The sequence below is a fragment of the uncultured Eudoraea sp. genome, assembly GCF_947260015.1.
In the GTDB taxonomy this organism is placed as follows: Bacteria; Bacteroidota; Bacteroidia; order Flavobacteriales; family Flavobacteriaceae; genus Eudoraea.
Window position 1 is genome coordinate 1 of record NZ_CAMYOM010000017.1, and the last position, 15,058, is coordinate 15,058.

Genomic DNA, 15,058 nt, shown 5'->3' on the forward strand with positions numbered 1-15,058 from the left:
CGTTGCAGTAAAAAATCACAAGACAATAGAAAAGCACCTGTAAGTAGGTGCTTTTTTTATATCAAAAAATCAAAGCATTACATTCTTATTTAAAAAGGAAAAACATATCTTTGCAGCCTGAAAAAACAATCAATTTATACTTTTTCTTAAGTTGTTTTTAAATTGGTATAATTTTTAAATATAAATACTTGCATAATGGCTAAAGTTACAGGTAGAGTATCTCAGATAATTGGACCGGTTATTGACGTTGAATTTCCATCAGGCGAAGAACTGCCAAGAATTTATGATTCCCTGGAGATCACAATGAAAGATGGTTCTCTCTTGGTATTAGAAGTACAATCACATACTGGTGAAAATACAATTAGGTCTATATCTATGGACTCTACAGATGGTTTGAGCAGGGGCACTGAGGTTTTATCTACAGGTAACGCTATTCAAATGCCTGTTGGGGATGATATTTACGGACGATTGTTTAACGTAATTGGTGATGCCATTGATGGTCTGGGAGATTTACCAAAGGCCGGTAAAAATGGACTTCCAATACATAGAGAAGCTCCGAAGTTTGAAGATTTAACTACTACAACAGAAGTTTTATTTACTGGAATTAAAGTCATAGACCTTATTGAACCCTATGCTAAAGGAGGTAAAATTGGACTGTTTGGTGGTGCCGGTGTTGGTAAAACCGTATTGATTCAGGAATTGATAAATAATATAGCCAAGGGCCATGGTGGACTTTCAGTATTCGCTGGAGTTGGTGAGCGAACCAGAGAAGGAAATGACTTGTTACGTGAGATGTTGGAATCCGGAATTATAAAATATGGAGATGACTTTTTGCATTCTATGGAAGAAGGCGGATGGGACTTATCTAAGGTTGATAAGAAGGTTATGAAAGAATCTAAAGCGACATTTGTTTTTGGGCAGATGAATGAACCTCCCGGAGCTCGTGCAAGGGTAGCACTATCAGGACTTACGATTGCAGAATATTTTAGGGATGGAGCAGGAGACGGACAAGGTAAAGATGTACTATTTTTTGTTGATAATATTTTCCGTTTTACACAAGCAGGTTCAGAAGTGTCTGCACTTTTGGGCAGGATGCCTTCAGCGGTAGGTTACCAACCCACTTTGGCTACAGAAATGGGAACAATGCAGGAACGAATTACATCAACAAAAAGGGGTTCTATTACCTCAGTACAAGCGGTTTATGTACCGGCGGATGACTTAACAGACCCGGCGCCTGCAACTACTTTTGCTCACTTGGATGCTACTACTGTTTTGTCGAGGAAAATTGCGGAACTTGGTATTTATCCGGCTGTTGATCCTCTGGATTCAACTTCCAGAATTCTTACCCGAGAGGTATTGGGAAATGATCATTATGCCTGTGCTCAAAGGGTTAAAGAGCTACTGCAGCACTATAAGGAATTACAAGATATTATCGCTATTCTTGGAATGGAAGAACTCTCAGAAGAAGATAAATTGGCAGTTGGCAGGGCCAGACGGGTACAACGATTTTTGTCACAACCCTTCCACGTAGCTGAACAATTTACTGGTATACCCGGTGTTCTGGTTGAAATTAAGGAGACTATAAAAGGCTTTAATATGATTATGGATGGGGAATTAGATCATTTACCCGAATCTGCCTTTAACCTTAAAGGAACTATTGAAGAGGCGATTGAAGCAGGAGAAAAAATGTTGGCCGAAGTTTAATAATAATATTTAAACTATGTACCTAGAAATTGTATCCCCTGAAGCTGTATTATTTGCCGGAGAAGTTATTTCTGTGACTGTACCCGGAGTTAATGGGGAATTTCAGATGCTTACAAACCATGCACCAATAGTTTCAATACTTCAAGAAGGTGAGGTGAAGATTCAGGGAGATATTCAGATTGAGGAAGAATATGAAGATAAGTTTACCAAAGATTCAAATGGTAAAACCATTCTCCATATTAATAGCGGTACAATAGAATTAAATGATAATAAATTAATAGTTCTTGCAGATTAAAGTACTTTGAAAATATAAATAAAAAAAGCCATACATGTTGTATGGCTTTTTTATTTCAGGGCTAATATATGCCATTTCCTTCCATTGGAATTATAAGTTTTAAGTTCGATGAAACCAACCGCAAAGTGTGCGTTAAGTGAACGTTTATTTAATGCATCTACTTCAGTAATAATGCAATTGTAATTTGTCTTGTTGACAACTTGCATTTTCTTGTAAAGATTTTGAAATATGCCCATTTTTCGATATTCTTTTTGAATACAAACCTGTCCCATTACCAAGTATTTTTCACCAGGGGGCAAGACAGAATTAATTTCTTTAAACATAGGTTTTAGTATATCTATTTCATTGCCAAATTTAGGATGCATACACAAGGCATATCCAATAACTTTATCATTTTCCTTAGCAATAATATGCGGGCATACCTTATTCATACGCTCCAATAAGTCCAGGGTATGAGTAACGGTTACATAACCTTCCTGTTCCATTTCTTTCATAGATAATACGTTTGGACTATTTTCTCTCTGCAAAGAGAGAATTTGTTCCATTTCCAATCTGCTCTGCACCCGGCCTATTTGAATTGTCATTGTTTGGAGTTTCTAAGATTCAATATACTATTTAAATATAGGATATATTACATTTGTGATATGGGTAACTTACCTGAAAAATTACAAAAGAAATTAATAGAGCGGGAGGAAATAAATACCCTAAGAGCTTTACCAGAAAATATTCGGGGAATTGATTTTTCATCCAATGATTACTTGGGTATTGGACAGAACAATACCGTTTTTGAAAAGGCCATTAGCATTCTTTCTGAAAAAGGGATTGCTAACAATGGTGCTACAGGTTCAAGGTTGCTTACGGGAAACGGTATTTTATTTAGTGATGCGGAAGAATTTCTTAGGAATTTACACCAGGCAGATTCGGCCTTGATTTTTAATTCCGGATATGATGCAAATATTGGACTTTTTTCATCAGTTCCTCAAAGAGATGATATAATATTATACGACGAGTTTATTCATGCCAGCATTAGAGATGGCATTAAAATGAGTAATGCCCGGAACTATAAGTTTAAGCATAACGATCTTAAAGACTTATTATCGCACATTCTGCCAGGACAAGAAAAAAACACTAATAACCAAAGGGAAATATATATAGTTACTGAATCTGTTTTTTCAATGGATGGAGATTCGCCAGACCTGAAAGCTTTGTCCGCATTATGCAGGAAATACAAATGTCACCTGATTATTGATGAAGCGCATGCAATCGGCTTATTTGGTTCAAATGGCTGCGGCATGGTTCAGGAAATGGAACTGCAGGAAAATATTTTTGCCAGGATAATCACTTTTGGTAAGGCCCTGGGATGCCATGGTGCAGCTATTTTGGGAAGTGCAGACCTGAATAAATATTTGATAAATTTTGCAAGAAGCTTTATCTATACTACCGGGTTGCCGCCTCACACTGTAGCAACTATTATAGCGGCATATCAGTTTATGACAGGCTCTGCAGGGCTTAAAGAAAGAGAATTGCTTCATGAAAATATAGCATTGTTTAATCAGGAAAAGGAGCGTTTGGGTATTTCATCTTTTTTTATTCCCAGTTCTTCGGCCATTCATTCCTGTATTATTAAAGGCAATAAAGAAGTAAAGAAAATAGCACAAATAATTCAAAATAATTCTTTTGACGTTAGACCTATTTTATCTCCTACCGTACCTAAAGGAGAGGAACGTTTACGTTTTTGTTTGCACAGCTTTAATTCAAAAGAGGATATTTGCATTATATTACAAAACTTGGCAATTGCAATTAAAAAGATATGAATCAGGAATTTTATACGCTTGGTGCATTTGAGTATGCTGCTGATGTACAAATTATTAAGGGGAAACTTGAGTCTGAAGGTATTCAGGTCTTTTTAAAGGACGAAAACACTATAAATACAGATCCTTTGATAAGTCAGGCTATTGGAGGGGTTAAGTTACAGGTCCACTCAAAAGATAAAGACAAAGCAATAAATATATATAATGAAATAAGAAGTTATGCTATGGACAACCATGGGAATCTTATTACATGCCCAAATTGCAGAGCACAAAGATCTGAAGTATACCATAGCAGAAAGGGCATAATTAATAAGCTATTTCCATTTTTAGAAAAGAAAAAATACAAATGTCTGAAATGTAATATGATTACCCAACCACAGCGCTGAATGAAACGAATTTTTATAACCGGAATATCTACAGATGTTGGGAAAACCATTGCTGCGGCTATTGTGACCGAGTCTCTAAATGCCGATTACTGGAAACCTGTACAAGCAGGAGATTTGACGAATACAGATAGTAATAAACTCGCTGAACTTATCTCTAATGAAAAAACTAAAATTCACAAGAGTAGCTACGAATTAAAAACTCCTATGAGCCCTCATGCGGCTGCAGAAATAGATAATCTCACAATTGATACAAACCAAATTATAGAACCACAAACTACAAATCATCTTGTAATTGAAGGAGCAGGAGGTTTACTGGTGCCTTTAAACGAAAAGGAGACCATTTTAGATATAATTAAAGCTAATTATCTGGTAATAGTAGTTTCGAGGCATTATTTAGGAAGTATTAACCATTCTTTGTTAACCATTGAAAGCTTAAAGCAAAAAGGGTTTAATGTGGCTGTTATATTCAGTGGTAATGAACATCCAGGCACGGAAGACATTATAATACGAAAGACAGGGGTAAAAGTAATAGGCAGGATTGAGGAGGAAACTAATTTCGATAAACCCCTTATTAAACAATATGCTGCAAAATTCTATCCAATGCTGCAAACACTTTGAGTGCTGTTATGATGAAGTCTAATCAAAGGTCAGGCACTGAAACTGACATTTATAATCTGAAATATTGAAAAACCTAACAGAAAGAGATAAAAAACATTTGTGGCACCCCCTTACGCAGCATAAGATTAATTCTGATATGCTTGGTATAGTGAAGGCTAAAGGGGTTATTCTGTACGATGAACATGGTAGTGAATACATTGATGGTATTGCTTCCTGGTATACTTCAATGTTCGGACATTGTAATGAATATATTTTAGAAAAGGTACAAAAGCAAATGGAGGTACTGGATCAGGTAGTATTTAGCGGTTTTACCCATGAACCTGCCGTAAGACTATCGGAAGAATTAATAAAAATATTACCCTCTAATCAACAGAAAATATTCTTTTCTGACAATGGCTCGACGGCTACAGAGGTAGGAATTAAAATGGCCTTACAATATCATTTTAATCAGGGTAATAGACAAAAAGTACTTCTCGCATTTGAAGAGGGTTTTCACGGGGATACTTTTGGGGCTATGTCTGTCTCGGGACTTTCCGTTTATAATGGTCCGTTTGAAGATTATTTCATTGAAGTAGAACGTATTCCGACCCCGACAAAAAAGAATATAGGAGATATTTTATTTCAACTTACTGAAAGACTTAAGCAAAACGATATAGCGGGATTTATCTATGAACCTTTGGTACAGGGAGCAGCGGCTATGAAGATGCACGATGCAGAAGGTTTGAATATGATTCTTGACTTGCTCAAAAAACACGAGGTCCTGCTAATTGCAGATGAGGTCATGACCGGATTTGGTAAGACAGGGAAGTATTTTGCCTCAGATCATATCCCTGTTAAGCCCGATATCATATGCCTTTCTAAAGCACTTACTGTCGGTTTAATGCCTATGGGTGTAACTTCATGCACTCAGCAGGTCTATGACGCATTTTACAGCACAGATATTTCTAAAGGCCTTTTCCATGGCCATACTTATACGGCAAATCCATTGGCTTGTGTAGCGGCCCTGGCTGGCATTGAATTACTGCAATCTGAACAAATTCAAAAGGATATCCAACGAGTCATTGAATCTCATCAGGAGTTTGGATTGAAAATTAAGGAACATCCGAAGGTGGCTGAAATTCGTCAGTGTGGAATCATCTTTGCACTGGACTTGAATATTAAAATGGAACGTTACGGTAGTTTACGTGACCGGCTGTTTAATTTTTTTATGGAGCATGGTCTGTTTTTACGTCCATTGGGGAATACTATCTATATTTTGGCTCCCTATATTATTACCGATACCCAGTTAAAACAGATTTATGATACAATTGAGCTTGCACTAGATACAGTAATATCGGATTTACCATAGATTCTAGTCCCAGTCATCACTCATTAGATCTACTTCTTCATTATCCTGGATAACAACCCTTATTTCCTGATAAGTCCACTTATCACCTTTAGCGGTGGCTTTAATGAACAAAGTGCCACTTTCCTTGGGGCCGGTAATAGGTACTTTCATATTGGCACTTTTTTCATCATTATTTAAATTAAAATTACCTTGAATCATGCCATTTTTTTCAATAGGAGAACCCATTAGTTCAATTATTTCAGGGTCTGCATTAATTTTTTCAATGGCATATTCCATGGGAATAGAATCATCCATAATTGAAGTAACACCAAAAAATATAGAAGCAATAGTAACCCCTATAAGAATAAGAATAGTCAAACATCCGCCAACAGGAACAACCCATGGCCAATTTCTTTTCCACCAACTCGGCTGAGGTATCAATTCATTGTTCATTGTTTTTTATATTGTTTTTGCACTTTCAAGGTAAGAACTTTTATTTTTACTTTAAATACTCATTCCTTGACTCAACCTATTACGATTACATCAATTGCTTCCATCTCCTCTTTGGGAATTAATACAGAGGATATTTGGGCCAATTATAAACATTCAAATCACCTCTTAAAAGAAGTAACTTTTGATGGTAAGACTGCATGGGTATCATCATTATCTGAATCAGAAAAATCAGAAATAAAGGTGCTTAGAAGTAGCAATTCCAAGTATCAAAGCCTGGATGATAGTGTCCTTTATGGTATTTTTACTGCCAGGAGAGCTGCAGCAAATGCAGGCTGGGAAGAAAATGATAATTTTGGAATTAATATTGGTTCTTCCCGAGGAGCAACCGGACTTTTTGAAAAATATCACAAGGAGTTTTTGCAAAATGGCACTACCGCCGTATTGACCTCGCCGACAACCACCCTGGGTAATATTTCTTCCTGGATAGCCCATGACCTTAAGACAAAGGGCCCCAATATTTCACACTCTATAACCTGTTCTTCGGCTCTTCACGCCATATTAAATGGTGTGGCGTGGATTAGAAGTGGGATGACGAAAAAGTTTCTAGTAGGCGGCAGTGAAGCACCATTGACTTCTTTTACTATTGCCCAAATGAGGGCACTTAAGATATATGCGCAGGAGGATAAAAGCGATTATCCCTGTAGAGCTCTTGACCTTAGTAAAGGTCAGAATTCTATGGTACTTGGAGAGGGTGCAGGTGTTGCTTGTCTGGAATATGGAATTCAGAAAAGATCCCTTGCTATCATTGAAGGAATTGGATTTGCCACAGAACCATTGGAACATAATATTTCTCTTTCGGCAGACGCCCGATGTCTTCAGGATTCAATGCTTATGGCACTTGATAAACTAAACCCTAAAGAAGTAGATGTTATTGTGATGCATGCTCCGGGCACCATTAAAGGTGATAAAGCTGAATTTACTGCAATTCAGGAAATTTTCGGCAATTCCATACCTGCACTTACCACCAATAAATGGAAAATAGGACATACTTTTGGTGCATCCGGAATCCTAAGTTTAGAAATGGCAATTTTAATGCTACAGCACCAAAGCTTTATAGGTGTTCCTTTTATGAAGTCTAATTCGCCACAGAAAATAAACAGAGTACTTATAAATGCGGTAGGTTTCGGCGGAAACGCAGTTAGTATTTTATTAAAAAATACCAAAAATTAACCTACAAAAATCATCGTAATTAAGATTTGATTTATCGAATTTTTTACGGATTAAAGATTATTTTTGATGTTTAAATAAAATTCTTACATATGGCTGTAGAAAGACATAACTGGACAAAACAGGAAATTCTTGAAATATATAATAAGCCCTTGATGGAATTATTATACGAAGCAGCCACTGTACATCGCAAGTTTCATGATCCGAATACCGTTCAGGTATCTACTTTACTATCTATTAAGACCGGCGGTTGTCCTGAAGATTGTGGTTATTGTCCCCAGGCAGCACGTTATCACACAGATATTGAAAACAATGACTTGATGACTGTACGTCAGGTAAAGGCGCAAGCATTGCGCGCAAAAGAATCGGGGAGTTCAAGGGTTTGCATGGGAGCTGCATGGCGTAATGTAAAGGATGGACAGGAGTTTGAACAGGTTTTAGAAATGGTAAGAACAATCAATAAACTGGAGATGGAGGTTTGTTGTACCTTAGGAATGTTAACTGAAAACCAGGCAAGACGTTTGGCAGAAGCAGGTCTTTATGCTTACAATCACAACTTGGACACGTCTGAAGATTATTATAAGGATGTAATTTCAACAAGGGCTTTTGACGATAGATTAAAGACCATTGAAAATGTCAGGAAAAGCAACGTAACCGTTTGCAGTGGCGGTATTATAGGAATGGGCGAAAGGCTGGAAGACAGAGCAGGAATGTTGGTAGCGTTATCTACATTAAATCCTCAGCCGGAATCTGTGCCTATTAATGCACTTGTAGCCGTAGAAGGCACCCCAATGGAGGACATTGACCCTATTTCCATTTGGGATATGATAAGGATGGTTGCTACAACCCGAATTGTTATGCCTAAAACCCAGGTAAGATTATCCGCCGGGAGAACGGAAATGACCAGGGAAGGACAGGCAATGTGCTTTTTTGCAGGAGCCAATTCGATTTTTGCAGGTGATAAGTTATTGACAACACCAAATCCTGATGTAAATGAAGATTTGGATATGTTTAAGCAATTAGGTCTTATTCCCCAAAAACCTTTTGTTAAGGCACCGCAACCAAAGACTGTGGAAGCAACTGAATCTAAGCTGCAACCAATTGGAGAAAAACCAAAATGGTCAAGACCGGAACACAAGATAGAGCGTAATGAGCTTGCTAAGGTTAAATCCAAACATAATGGAAGGTCCTAGAAAACGCTAAACTAGAATAGCTTTTATCAACTTTTTTAACTTTAAAGTTTAAAATACATCTGAGATTTTGCAATTAAAGGATATACCAAGAGTAAAAACCATTAGCAGGGAGGATTTTATAAAAAACTATTACAAGCCTCAGAAACCTGTAGTAATTGAAAAACTCATAACAGATTGGCCTGCGTATTCTAAATGGAATTTTGAGTACATGAAACAGGTCGCAGGTGATATTACAGTGCCTCTATATGACGACAGGCCAGTTGATTATAAAGACGGATTTAATGAGCCTCACTCAAAAATGAAGATGGCTGACTATATCGACCTTATTAGACAGCAGCCAACGAAATACAGAATATTTTTATGGAATTTAATCAAGGAAGCACCACAACTTCAAAATGATTTCTCCTATCCAGATTTTGGACTTCGATTCATGAAGGGACTTCCGATGTTATTTTTTGGCGGGACGGATTCGCATACATTTATGCATTATGATATTGATCTTGCTAATATTTTCCATTTTCATTTCGAGGGTAAAAAGGAATGTATTCTTTTTCCACAGACTCAGAATAGATTTCTCTATAAAGTGCCTCATTCACTAATTACACATGAAAGTATAGATTTTTCTAACCCAAATTTAAATGAATGGCCTGCTTTAGAACTGGCTAACGGATATAAGACGCAATTGAATCACGGTGAAGTTCTATATATACCGGAAGGTTTTTGGCATTATATGAAATATATTACACCAGGGTTTTCAATGAGTTTGCGCGGGATTGCCCATAACTCCAAAAATCTTGGAAAAGCAGTATACAATGTCTTTGTAATGAGACATTTTGATAATCTTATGCGAAGAATAAAAGGACAGCAATGGATTGACTGGAAAAATGATCAGGCAATAAAAAGGACGAACAGGATATTCTCCTAATTTCATATTCAGCGTGATTTCAAAATAAAAATTATTCACCTCTTTATCTTTTCTTTCTATTTATGATTATGTTTACATTACTTTAATTGTATTTAATGCATCTTGTCGAAGTAAAGTCCCATCCCGATTGTAAAAGATTCGTTTTGTTCCCAGTTGATCTTTACAAAAATCAAAAACAATATATAAGACCTCTTGATAAGGATATTGCAGATATTTTTGATCCTGAAGTCAATAAAAACTTTGAACGCGGTAATTGTATCCGATGGCTTTTATTAAAAGATGATAAAATTATTGGTCGTATTGCAGCATTTATTTTGAGAAAAACTTCTGCAAAAGGCGAAACCCAAACTTTTGGAGGGATAGGATTTTTTGAATGTATTAATGATCAAAATGCTGCTAATACATTATTCGATATAGGTAAAAAGTGGTTATTAGACGGGGGAGTTGAGTTTATGGATGGGCCAATAAATTTTGGAGCAAGAGACAAATGGTGGGGGCTCCTAACCAAAGGATACGAACTGGAACCCAATTATCAATGCAATTACAACTTTCCTTATTATAAGGCACTGTTTGAAAACTATGGCTTTCAGACATATTTTGAGCACTATACCTTTTTAAAAGTAATTAAGGAGGATGTGAATCCCAGATTAGAGCGAAAGGCCTCAATTGTAAATAGTAATCCCGATTATACATTTGATCATTTCAAAATGGAAAAGTTTGAAGAACATGCAGATAGTATAATAGATATGTATAACAAAGCATGGGTCAATCATGAAGGAGTCTCTACTATTTCCAGGGAACAAGGACATTTACTTATGAAAAAATTGAAACCAATTATTGACGAAAAAATAATATGGTTTGCCTATTATAAGGGAGAGCCGGTAGCCTTCTACATAAATATTCCGGAAGTGAATCAATGGTTCAAATATGTCAACGGGAAGTTAGATCTTATCGGGAAATTAAAATTTGTGTGGCATAGATGGCGAAAAAGAAATAAAAAAATGTTGGGATTTGTATTTGGGGTTGTGCCGGAGCATCAGGGTAAAGGACTGGATGGCGGAATAATTCATGCATTTCATAATATGGCAAAAAGCCTATCCAACCAATATGAAGTTATTGAAATTAATGGAATTGGTGATTTTAATAGAAAAATGATTATTGTAGTAAAGCAGGTAGGGGGTGAGATTTGTAAAATACATACCACCTATCGATACTTATTTGATAGAACAATACCTTTCGAAAGAATGAAGGCGATAAAATAGAACTATAAATTATGCCAATTCTTCTTTTTTACCTTTCACCTTAGCCGGAGGCATAGTTCCAAAGACTTTATCCCAGAGGGTGTTTGAAACACCGAAAGCTTTATCAGGATATCTGTAATGGTGAAGGCTATGATGCTGCCATATATTCTTGAATCTCTTTGGAGGTCGCATAACATGTGTGGCCCTGTGAACAAACGAATACATTAGATATCCAGAAAAGAATCCCGGGAAGAAGCCAAAGGATAGTTGAGATATTCCAAGAACCCAGAAAATACAATAAAAGAGAAGGAATAATACGCTTGCCATTATTAATCCCGGAACAGGAGGCATTAACAATCGTTCTTCATCTCTGGGATAATGATGATGTGAACCATGCATGATAAAATGAAAACGCTGAGACCATTTTGCTTCAGTAACCCAATGGAAAACAAAGCGATGTAACATATATTCCGCAAATGTCCAAACGAACACACCAGCGATAAAAAGCCCGATAATCTCAATAGGAGATAAACCTATTTTTATATATGCCAAGGAAATCATTGCTATAATGGCAATTCCATAAACAATGATATTTTGAATTGGATTGGTTTTGGTAAGACTTTCCAAAAATGGATTTTTGAATATTCTTGCCTGACCGTGATGAAACTCTGTAGTGACTTTTGGCTTCATATCTTTAAATTTAAGCGGCAAAGTTACGAAATACTGTCCTAAATACAAGTATTTTGTTTTAGGAACGATAATATTTTTAATATTTTAAGATATAAGTTCAGAAATTTTTGAATAGACCAAATTTGTTTCCCAGCCGCGATATAATAAATAGTCTGCCAATTTTTTTCTCCGTTTTTGCAAATTCCCTTCTTTAATTTGAATTAATCTTTTTCTGGCTATCAAATCTAATTTTTCTACATAATCTTCTTCATCTATCTCTTCCATAGCCAGTTTTATGTTGAATTTTGATATGTTTCGTCGTTGCAATTCTGAGACAATTTTTCGTTTGCCCCAATTTTTGATATTAAATTTTCCTCTGGCATAACTCCTTGAAAATCGTTCTTCATTCAAAAAGTCATTTTGAATTAAATGAGTGGTTATTAGATCTATTGCTTCCGGGATCATTCGCATTGTCCGTAATCTTGTTATTACCTCCAAATGGCAACGCTCCTGATAAGCGCAATAACTTTCTGCCTTTTTTTTGGCTTCATTTATTGTATAAGTTTTTTCAGAATAATTCATATTAAGGATAATGACAACAGTTTTATTAAGAAGCTATGCATAAATTCTAATTTTAACTTCTATTACTTAGAGGCTGTTTTAACTTCAATGATCGGGTCCTGGGAAAGATAGAATATTTGATTTTCAGTTATGATTATTTCTGCATTACCCTTTACTATTTCATAATTAGCATTTTCTATTTTTGGAAGCACTATTTCCAAAGTCCAATCATTTTTGGATTGAGTTACTCTTACTGTGGTTATTTTATCTTTTTTCTCAAAGAAAACCGAAATTTTGTTTTCTGCAATAATCACATTTTCTAAAGTTGCTGAATTCCATTCTTCGGGCATTTGAGGCATAATCTGAACTTTTTTTTCCGATGCTTTGGGTCGGATTCCAAAAAATTGATGAATTATAGGAATTGCAAAACTGTAGATATTCCAGGCTTGAGTAATCATTCCATAATCAGGGGAAACTTCATAAATACTACCAGGAAGGGCATAACTAAAGGTGCGGGTCATCCTTTTAAGATAATTCAAGGCCTTATCGGGCCTGCCATAGTTATTTTCTGCAATGGCCTGAACACCTGTAGGCAGGGTCATTACGGCACCCGTATATGAAAATTTTTTACTTCCTTTAAAGGAACCGTCATCAGAACCTGCAGAGGCATCTCTATCTATACCTGTCACAAAAACACCAAAAGGATTTACAAATTTCTCAGATGTTTGCAGCGCTTTAATTGCTTTCTCATTCTCTGCAATTTTCATTTCCATTGGTGTATTTACTACCCAGTTATGATGAAGAACAAATGGCCTGAGTTCCTTAGAAGGATTATTGAGGATAGATTTTTTAGTCTCTTCCAATTCTTCAATCGCCCACGGCTTATTTAGGGTATCTGCTCTAATTATAGCATCGTCTATTAAATGCAAGGCCTGTTTATCTGTACCAATAAAGTCTGCATAGGAGTTAAATTCTTCAGCCCAAAAGTCTATATTAATTTTGTCTTTTAAAGTGCGAGCTATCTTTCCATAATCTGAGGCTAATGAATCCTCTTGCAGTTCCTTTGCCATTTTAGAAGCATCAGCAAAAGCTTTTTGAGTATAAACAGCTACATCTATCATTTCACTATTCAGGCCGTGTATTTCCATCATGCCGAAGCCATCGGGAAAAAGATTATTGTTAGAATCATTTTCAGACATTAACCAGTTTAGTCCTTTCTTAACTGTTGGGAAATATTTTTCCAAAAATTGTAAATCTCCGTTCCATAGATATGTCTGCCATATTAATGATGCAAACTGGGGGGTTTCGTTTATGTTACCCCGATTAAAAACGGTGCCATTTGTAGACATTTCGTGAAGGATTCTACCATTGCCATTAACTGCTTTTGAAACACTATCCAGGAGGTGAATTGTTTTATAAACGATATCTGTTTGACCGATTGCCATATATCCTTGCAGGGCGTATTCACTATCTACCCCAAACCACCATGGATAATCAGGAATGCCTGCAGTTATTCCTCTTCCAATTTCAGGAACATCCCTAATTAACCAATCACAATTGTATTTTAACCATTCAAATGCATTTTGTAATTCCTTATCCGGAATTGTCAGCTTCGATTGTTCTGCAAGTTGACTATACCGTTGTTTTTTAGTTATAAGGTAATCAGCACATTTATTTTGAATGGAATCATAGGTAGCCAATGCTTGTTTTTTGGAATTATAAGAACCAGCTATGGTAAAATTTATTATTTTAATTTCATTAGGTTGAAGGGAAATCTTATAAGTCAAACTACCTGATATCCCCAGACCCTGATGAATACTTTTTTCAAAACTGTATTCAGATGGTCGCATATGTGTGCCAAAAATGACATACCATGGATTTTTGCTGTCTTTTATAAGCCATGCATTAGAATTTATTAGAAATTCAGCCTCGTCTTCACTATCTATCATCCCTGTTCGCTCTCCTAGCCAAACAGGTCTTAAATCGGAAAATCCGCTGAATATAAAGTCAAAGTTTTGTGTTTTGTCTGTTAGGCTTTTCAATTTATATTGAATGAGAATCCCCTCCTTGCCATCAGGCACAAATTGAAAGCGTTCAATTTGCAGGTTATTTTCACTGAGATTATACGTATGTTTATTTGCATAAGGATAGTTAACAAAGGAAGTTGCCGCATCTAGTTTTAAACTTTGATCTGGCCTATCCAGCGTTACCTCAAACCCATCCATTAATTTTATAGGGTGATCCCAGATACCGCCCATTTCACCTTTAACATGCCATCCCAAATCGGGGAAAGATCCATTTTGGTGGCCCACCATATAAACCCGATCCCCCGCTGTAACATATGGAGAATTTAAATAGTCACTTTTACCATTTATAAAAGGACTGTCTTTAATTATTGCAGAAAGATCATTATTGTCAGTGGCGGAATTACAAGAAATAATCAGTAAAAATATTAGTAAAATTATACTGACCTGATTTTTCATAATTATTTTTTTGACTATTACCTGTTAAGAACAAATTTATGAATAACAGTTAAAATTCAATAAAAACAGGTTTTCAAATTACCTTTAGTGCGATACAAATTTTTTACGATTGGTATTTTGTGACAGTTCCCTTTATGTCAAAAAAAAAGCGACTCCCTTTTGGAA

Annotated in this window: 15 protein-coding genes; 10 read left to right on the forward strand and 5 right to left on the reverse strand. The window is 36.0% G+C overall.

The features are described 5' to 3' along the window. The first annotated feature begins 195 nt into the window (after positions 1 to 195). Both atpD and Q0X66_RS08910 read left to right on the forward strand, forming a co-directional pair. Positions 196 to 1,704 (forward strand): F0F1 ATP synthase subunit beta, encoded by a 1,509-nt coding sequence (atpD, locus tag Q0X66_RS08905; RefSeq protein WP_297705483.1) that lies wholly within the window; start codon positions 196 to 198, stop codon positions 1,702 to 1,704. Between the two features lie 16 nt (positions 1,705 to 1,720). Continuing rightward, entirely contained in the window at positions 1,721 to 1,999 is a 279-nt protein-coding gene (locus Q0X66_RS08910; protein WP_297705485.1) for a hypothetical protein, read from the forward strand. A gap of 50 nt (positions 2,000 to 2,049) precedes the next feature. Here the strand turns inward: Q0X66_RS08910 and Q0X66_RS08915 are convergent, their stop codons facing one another. Then, the gene (locus tag Q0X66_RS08915) at positions 2,050 to 2,583 is read right to left on the reverse strand and encodes a GNAT family N-acetyltransferase (RefSeq protein ID WP_297705487.1); all 534 of its coding nucleotides are present in this window, start codon (positions 2,581 to 2,583) and stop codon (positions 2,050 to 2,052) included. A 60-nt stretch (positions 2,584 to 2,643) separates the two neighbouring features. Between Q0X66_RS08915 and Q0X66_RS08920 the strand changes: the two genes are divergently transcribed. The 4 genes from Q0X66_RS08920 (at position 2,644) to bioA (ending at position 6,162) form a co-directional block, all read left to right on the forward strand. After that, positions 2,644 to 3,813 carry a pyridoxal phosphate-dependent aminotransferase family protein gene (locus tag Q0X66_RS08920; RefSeq protein ID WP_297705489.1) on the forward strand — a complete coding sequence of 390 codons (1,170 nt, stop codon included), beginning with the start codon at positions 2,644 to 2,646 and terminating at the stop codon, positions 3,811 to 3,813. Then, the gene (locus Q0X66_RS08925; protein WP_297705491.1) at positions 3,810 to 4,196 is read left to right on the forward strand and encodes a DUF2007 domain-containing protein; all 387 of its coding nucleotides are present in this window, start codon (positions 3,810 to 3,812) and stop codon (positions 4,194 to 4,196) included. The genes Q0X66_RS08920 and Q0X66_RS08925 overlap by 4 nt, the downstream gene beginning before the upstream one ends. Next, entirely contained in the window at positions 4,197 to 4,814 is a 618-nt protein-coding gene (gene bioD, locus Q0X66_RS08930; RefSeq protein ID WP_297705493.1) for a dethiobiotin synthase, read from the forward strand. A 64-nt stretch (positions 4,815 to 4,878) separates the two neighbouring features. After that, entirely contained in the window at positions 4,879 to 6,162 is a 1,284-nt protein-coding gene (bioA, locus tag Q0X66_RS08935) for an adenosylmethionine--8-amino-7-oxononanoate transaminase (RefSeq protein WP_297705495.1), read from the forward strand. A gap of 3 nt (positions 6,163 to 6,165) precedes the next feature. Here bioA and Q0X66_RS08940 read toward each other — a convergent pair whose 3' ends face one another. Continuing rightward, on the reverse strand, positions 6,166 to 6,594 hold the full coding sequence (locus Q0X66_RS08940; protein ID WP_297705497.1) for a cytochrome c oxidase assembly factor Coa1 family protein: 429 nt from the start codon (positions 6,592 to 6,594) through the stop codon (positions 6,166 to 6,168). 66 nt (positions 6,595 to 6,660) lie between these two features. Between Q0X66_RS08940 and Q0X66_RS08945 the strand changes: the two genes are divergently transcribed. The 4 genes from Q0X66_RS08945 (at position 6,661) to Q0X66_RS08960 (ending at position 11,201) form a co-directional block, all read left to right on the forward strand. Then, the gene (locus Q0X66_RS08945) at positions 6,661 to 7,824 is read left to right on the forward strand and encodes a beta-ketoacyl synthase N-terminal-like domain-containing protein (protein ID WP_297705499.1); all 1,164 of its coding nucleotides are present in this window, start codon (positions 6,661 to 6,663) and stop codon (positions 7,822 to 7,824) included. Between the two features lie 89 nt (positions 7,825 to 7,913). Next, positions 7,914 to 9,014: a biotin synthase BioB gene (bioB, locus tag Q0X66_RS08950; RefSeq protein WP_297705501.1), complete on the forward strand. Its 1,101-nt coding sequence runs from the start codon at positions 7,914 to 7,916 to the stop codon at positions 9,012 to 9,014. A gap of 67 nt (positions 9,015 to 9,081) precedes the next feature. Beyond that, positions 9,082 to 9,939: a cupin-like domain-containing protein gene (locus Q0X66_RS08955; protein ID WP_297705503.1), complete on the forward strand. Its 858-nt coding sequence runs from the start codon at positions 9,082 to 9,084 to the stop codon at positions 9,937 to 9,939. A 95-nt stretch (positions 9,940 to 10,034) separates the two neighbouring features. Then, positions 10,035 to 11,201 carry a hypothetical protein gene (locus Q0X66_RS08960; protein ID WP_297705505.1) on the forward strand — a complete coding sequence of 389 codons (1,167 nt, stop codon included), beginning with the start codon at positions 10,035 to 10,037 and terminating at the stop codon, positions 11,199 to 11,201. A 9-nt stretch (positions 11,202 to 11,210) separates the two neighbouring features. Here Q0X66_RS08960 and Q0X66_RS08965 read toward each other — a convergent pair whose 3' ends face one another. From Q0X66_RS08965 to Q0X66_RS08975, 3 genes are all read right to left on the reverse strand, one after another. Then, positions 11,211 to 11,870 (reverse strand): sterol desaturase family protein, encoded by a 660-nt coding sequence (locus tag Q0X66_RS08965; protein ID WP_297705507.1) that lies wholly within the window; start codon positions 11,868 to 11,870, stop codon positions 11,211 to 11,213. Between the two features lie 84 nt (positions 11,871 to 11,954). Continuing rightward, entirely contained in the window at positions 11,955 to 12,431 is a 477-nt protein-coding gene (locus tag Q0X66_RS08970) for a regulatory protein RecX (RefSeq protein ID WP_297705509.1), read from the reverse strand. A 62-nt stretch (positions 12,432 to 12,493) separates the two neighbouring features. Further along, complete coding sequence (locus Q0X66_RS08975) at positions 12,494 to 14,893, reverse strand: glycogen debranching protein (RefSeq protein WP_297705511.1); 2,400 nt, start codon at positions 14,891 to 14,893, stop codon at positions 12,494 to 12,496. Positions 14,894 to 15,058 lie beyond the last annotated feature (165 nt).

What these genes read in the sequence shown, in the direction of transcription:
- atpD (WP_297705483.1), top strand. Translation starts at nt 196, where the DNA reads ATGGCTAAAGTTACAGGTAGAGTATCTCAGATAATTGGACCGGTTATT.
- Q0X66_RS08910 (WP_297705485.1), top strand. Translation starts at nt 1,721, where the DNA reads ATGTACCTAGAAATTGTATCCCCTGAAGCTGTATTATTTGCCGGAGAA.
- Q0X66_RS08915 (WP_297705487.1), bottom strand. Translation starts at nt 2,583, where the DNA reads ATGACAATTCAAATAGGCCGGGTGCAGAGCAGATTGGAAATGGAACAA.
- Q0X66_RS08920 (WP_297705489.1), top strand. Translation starts at nt 2,644, where the DNA reads ATGGGTAACTTACCTGAAAAATTACAAAAGAAATTAATAGAGCGGGAG.
- Q0X66_RS08925 (WP_297705491.1), top strand. Translation starts at nt 3,810, where the DNA reads ATGAATCAGGAATTTTATACGCTTGGTGCATTTGAGTATGCTGCTGAT.
- bioD (WP_297705493.1), top strand. Translation starts at nt 4,197, where the DNA reads ATGAAACGAATTTTTATAACCGGAATATCTACAGATGTTGGGAAAACC.
- Q0X66_RS08940 (WP_297705497.1), bottom strand. Translation starts at nt 6,594, where the DNA reads ATGAACAATGAATTGATACCTCAGCCGAGTTGGTGGAAAAGAAATTGG.
- bioB (WP_297705501.1), top strand. Translation starts at nt 7,914, where the DNA reads ATGGCTGTAGAAAGACATAACTGGACAAAACAGGAAATTCTTGAAATA.
- Q0X66_RS08960 (WP_297705505.1), top strand. Translation starts at nt 10,035, where the DNA reads ATGCATCTTGTCGAAGTAAAGTCCCATCCCGATTGTAAAAGATTCGTT.
- Q0X66_RS08965 (WP_297705507.1), bottom strand. Translation starts at nt 11,870, where the DNA reads ATGAAGCCAAAAGTCACTACAGAGTTTCATCACGGTCAGGCAAGAATA.
- Q0X66_RS08970 (WP_297705509.1), bottom strand. Translation starts at nt 12,431, where the DNA reads ATGAATTATTCTGAAAAAACTTATACAATAAATGAAGCCAAAAAAAAG.
- Q0X66_RS08975 (WP_297705511.1), bottom strand. Translation starts at nt 14,893, where the DNA reads ATGAAAAATCAGGTCAGTATAATTTTACTAATATTTTTACTGATTATT.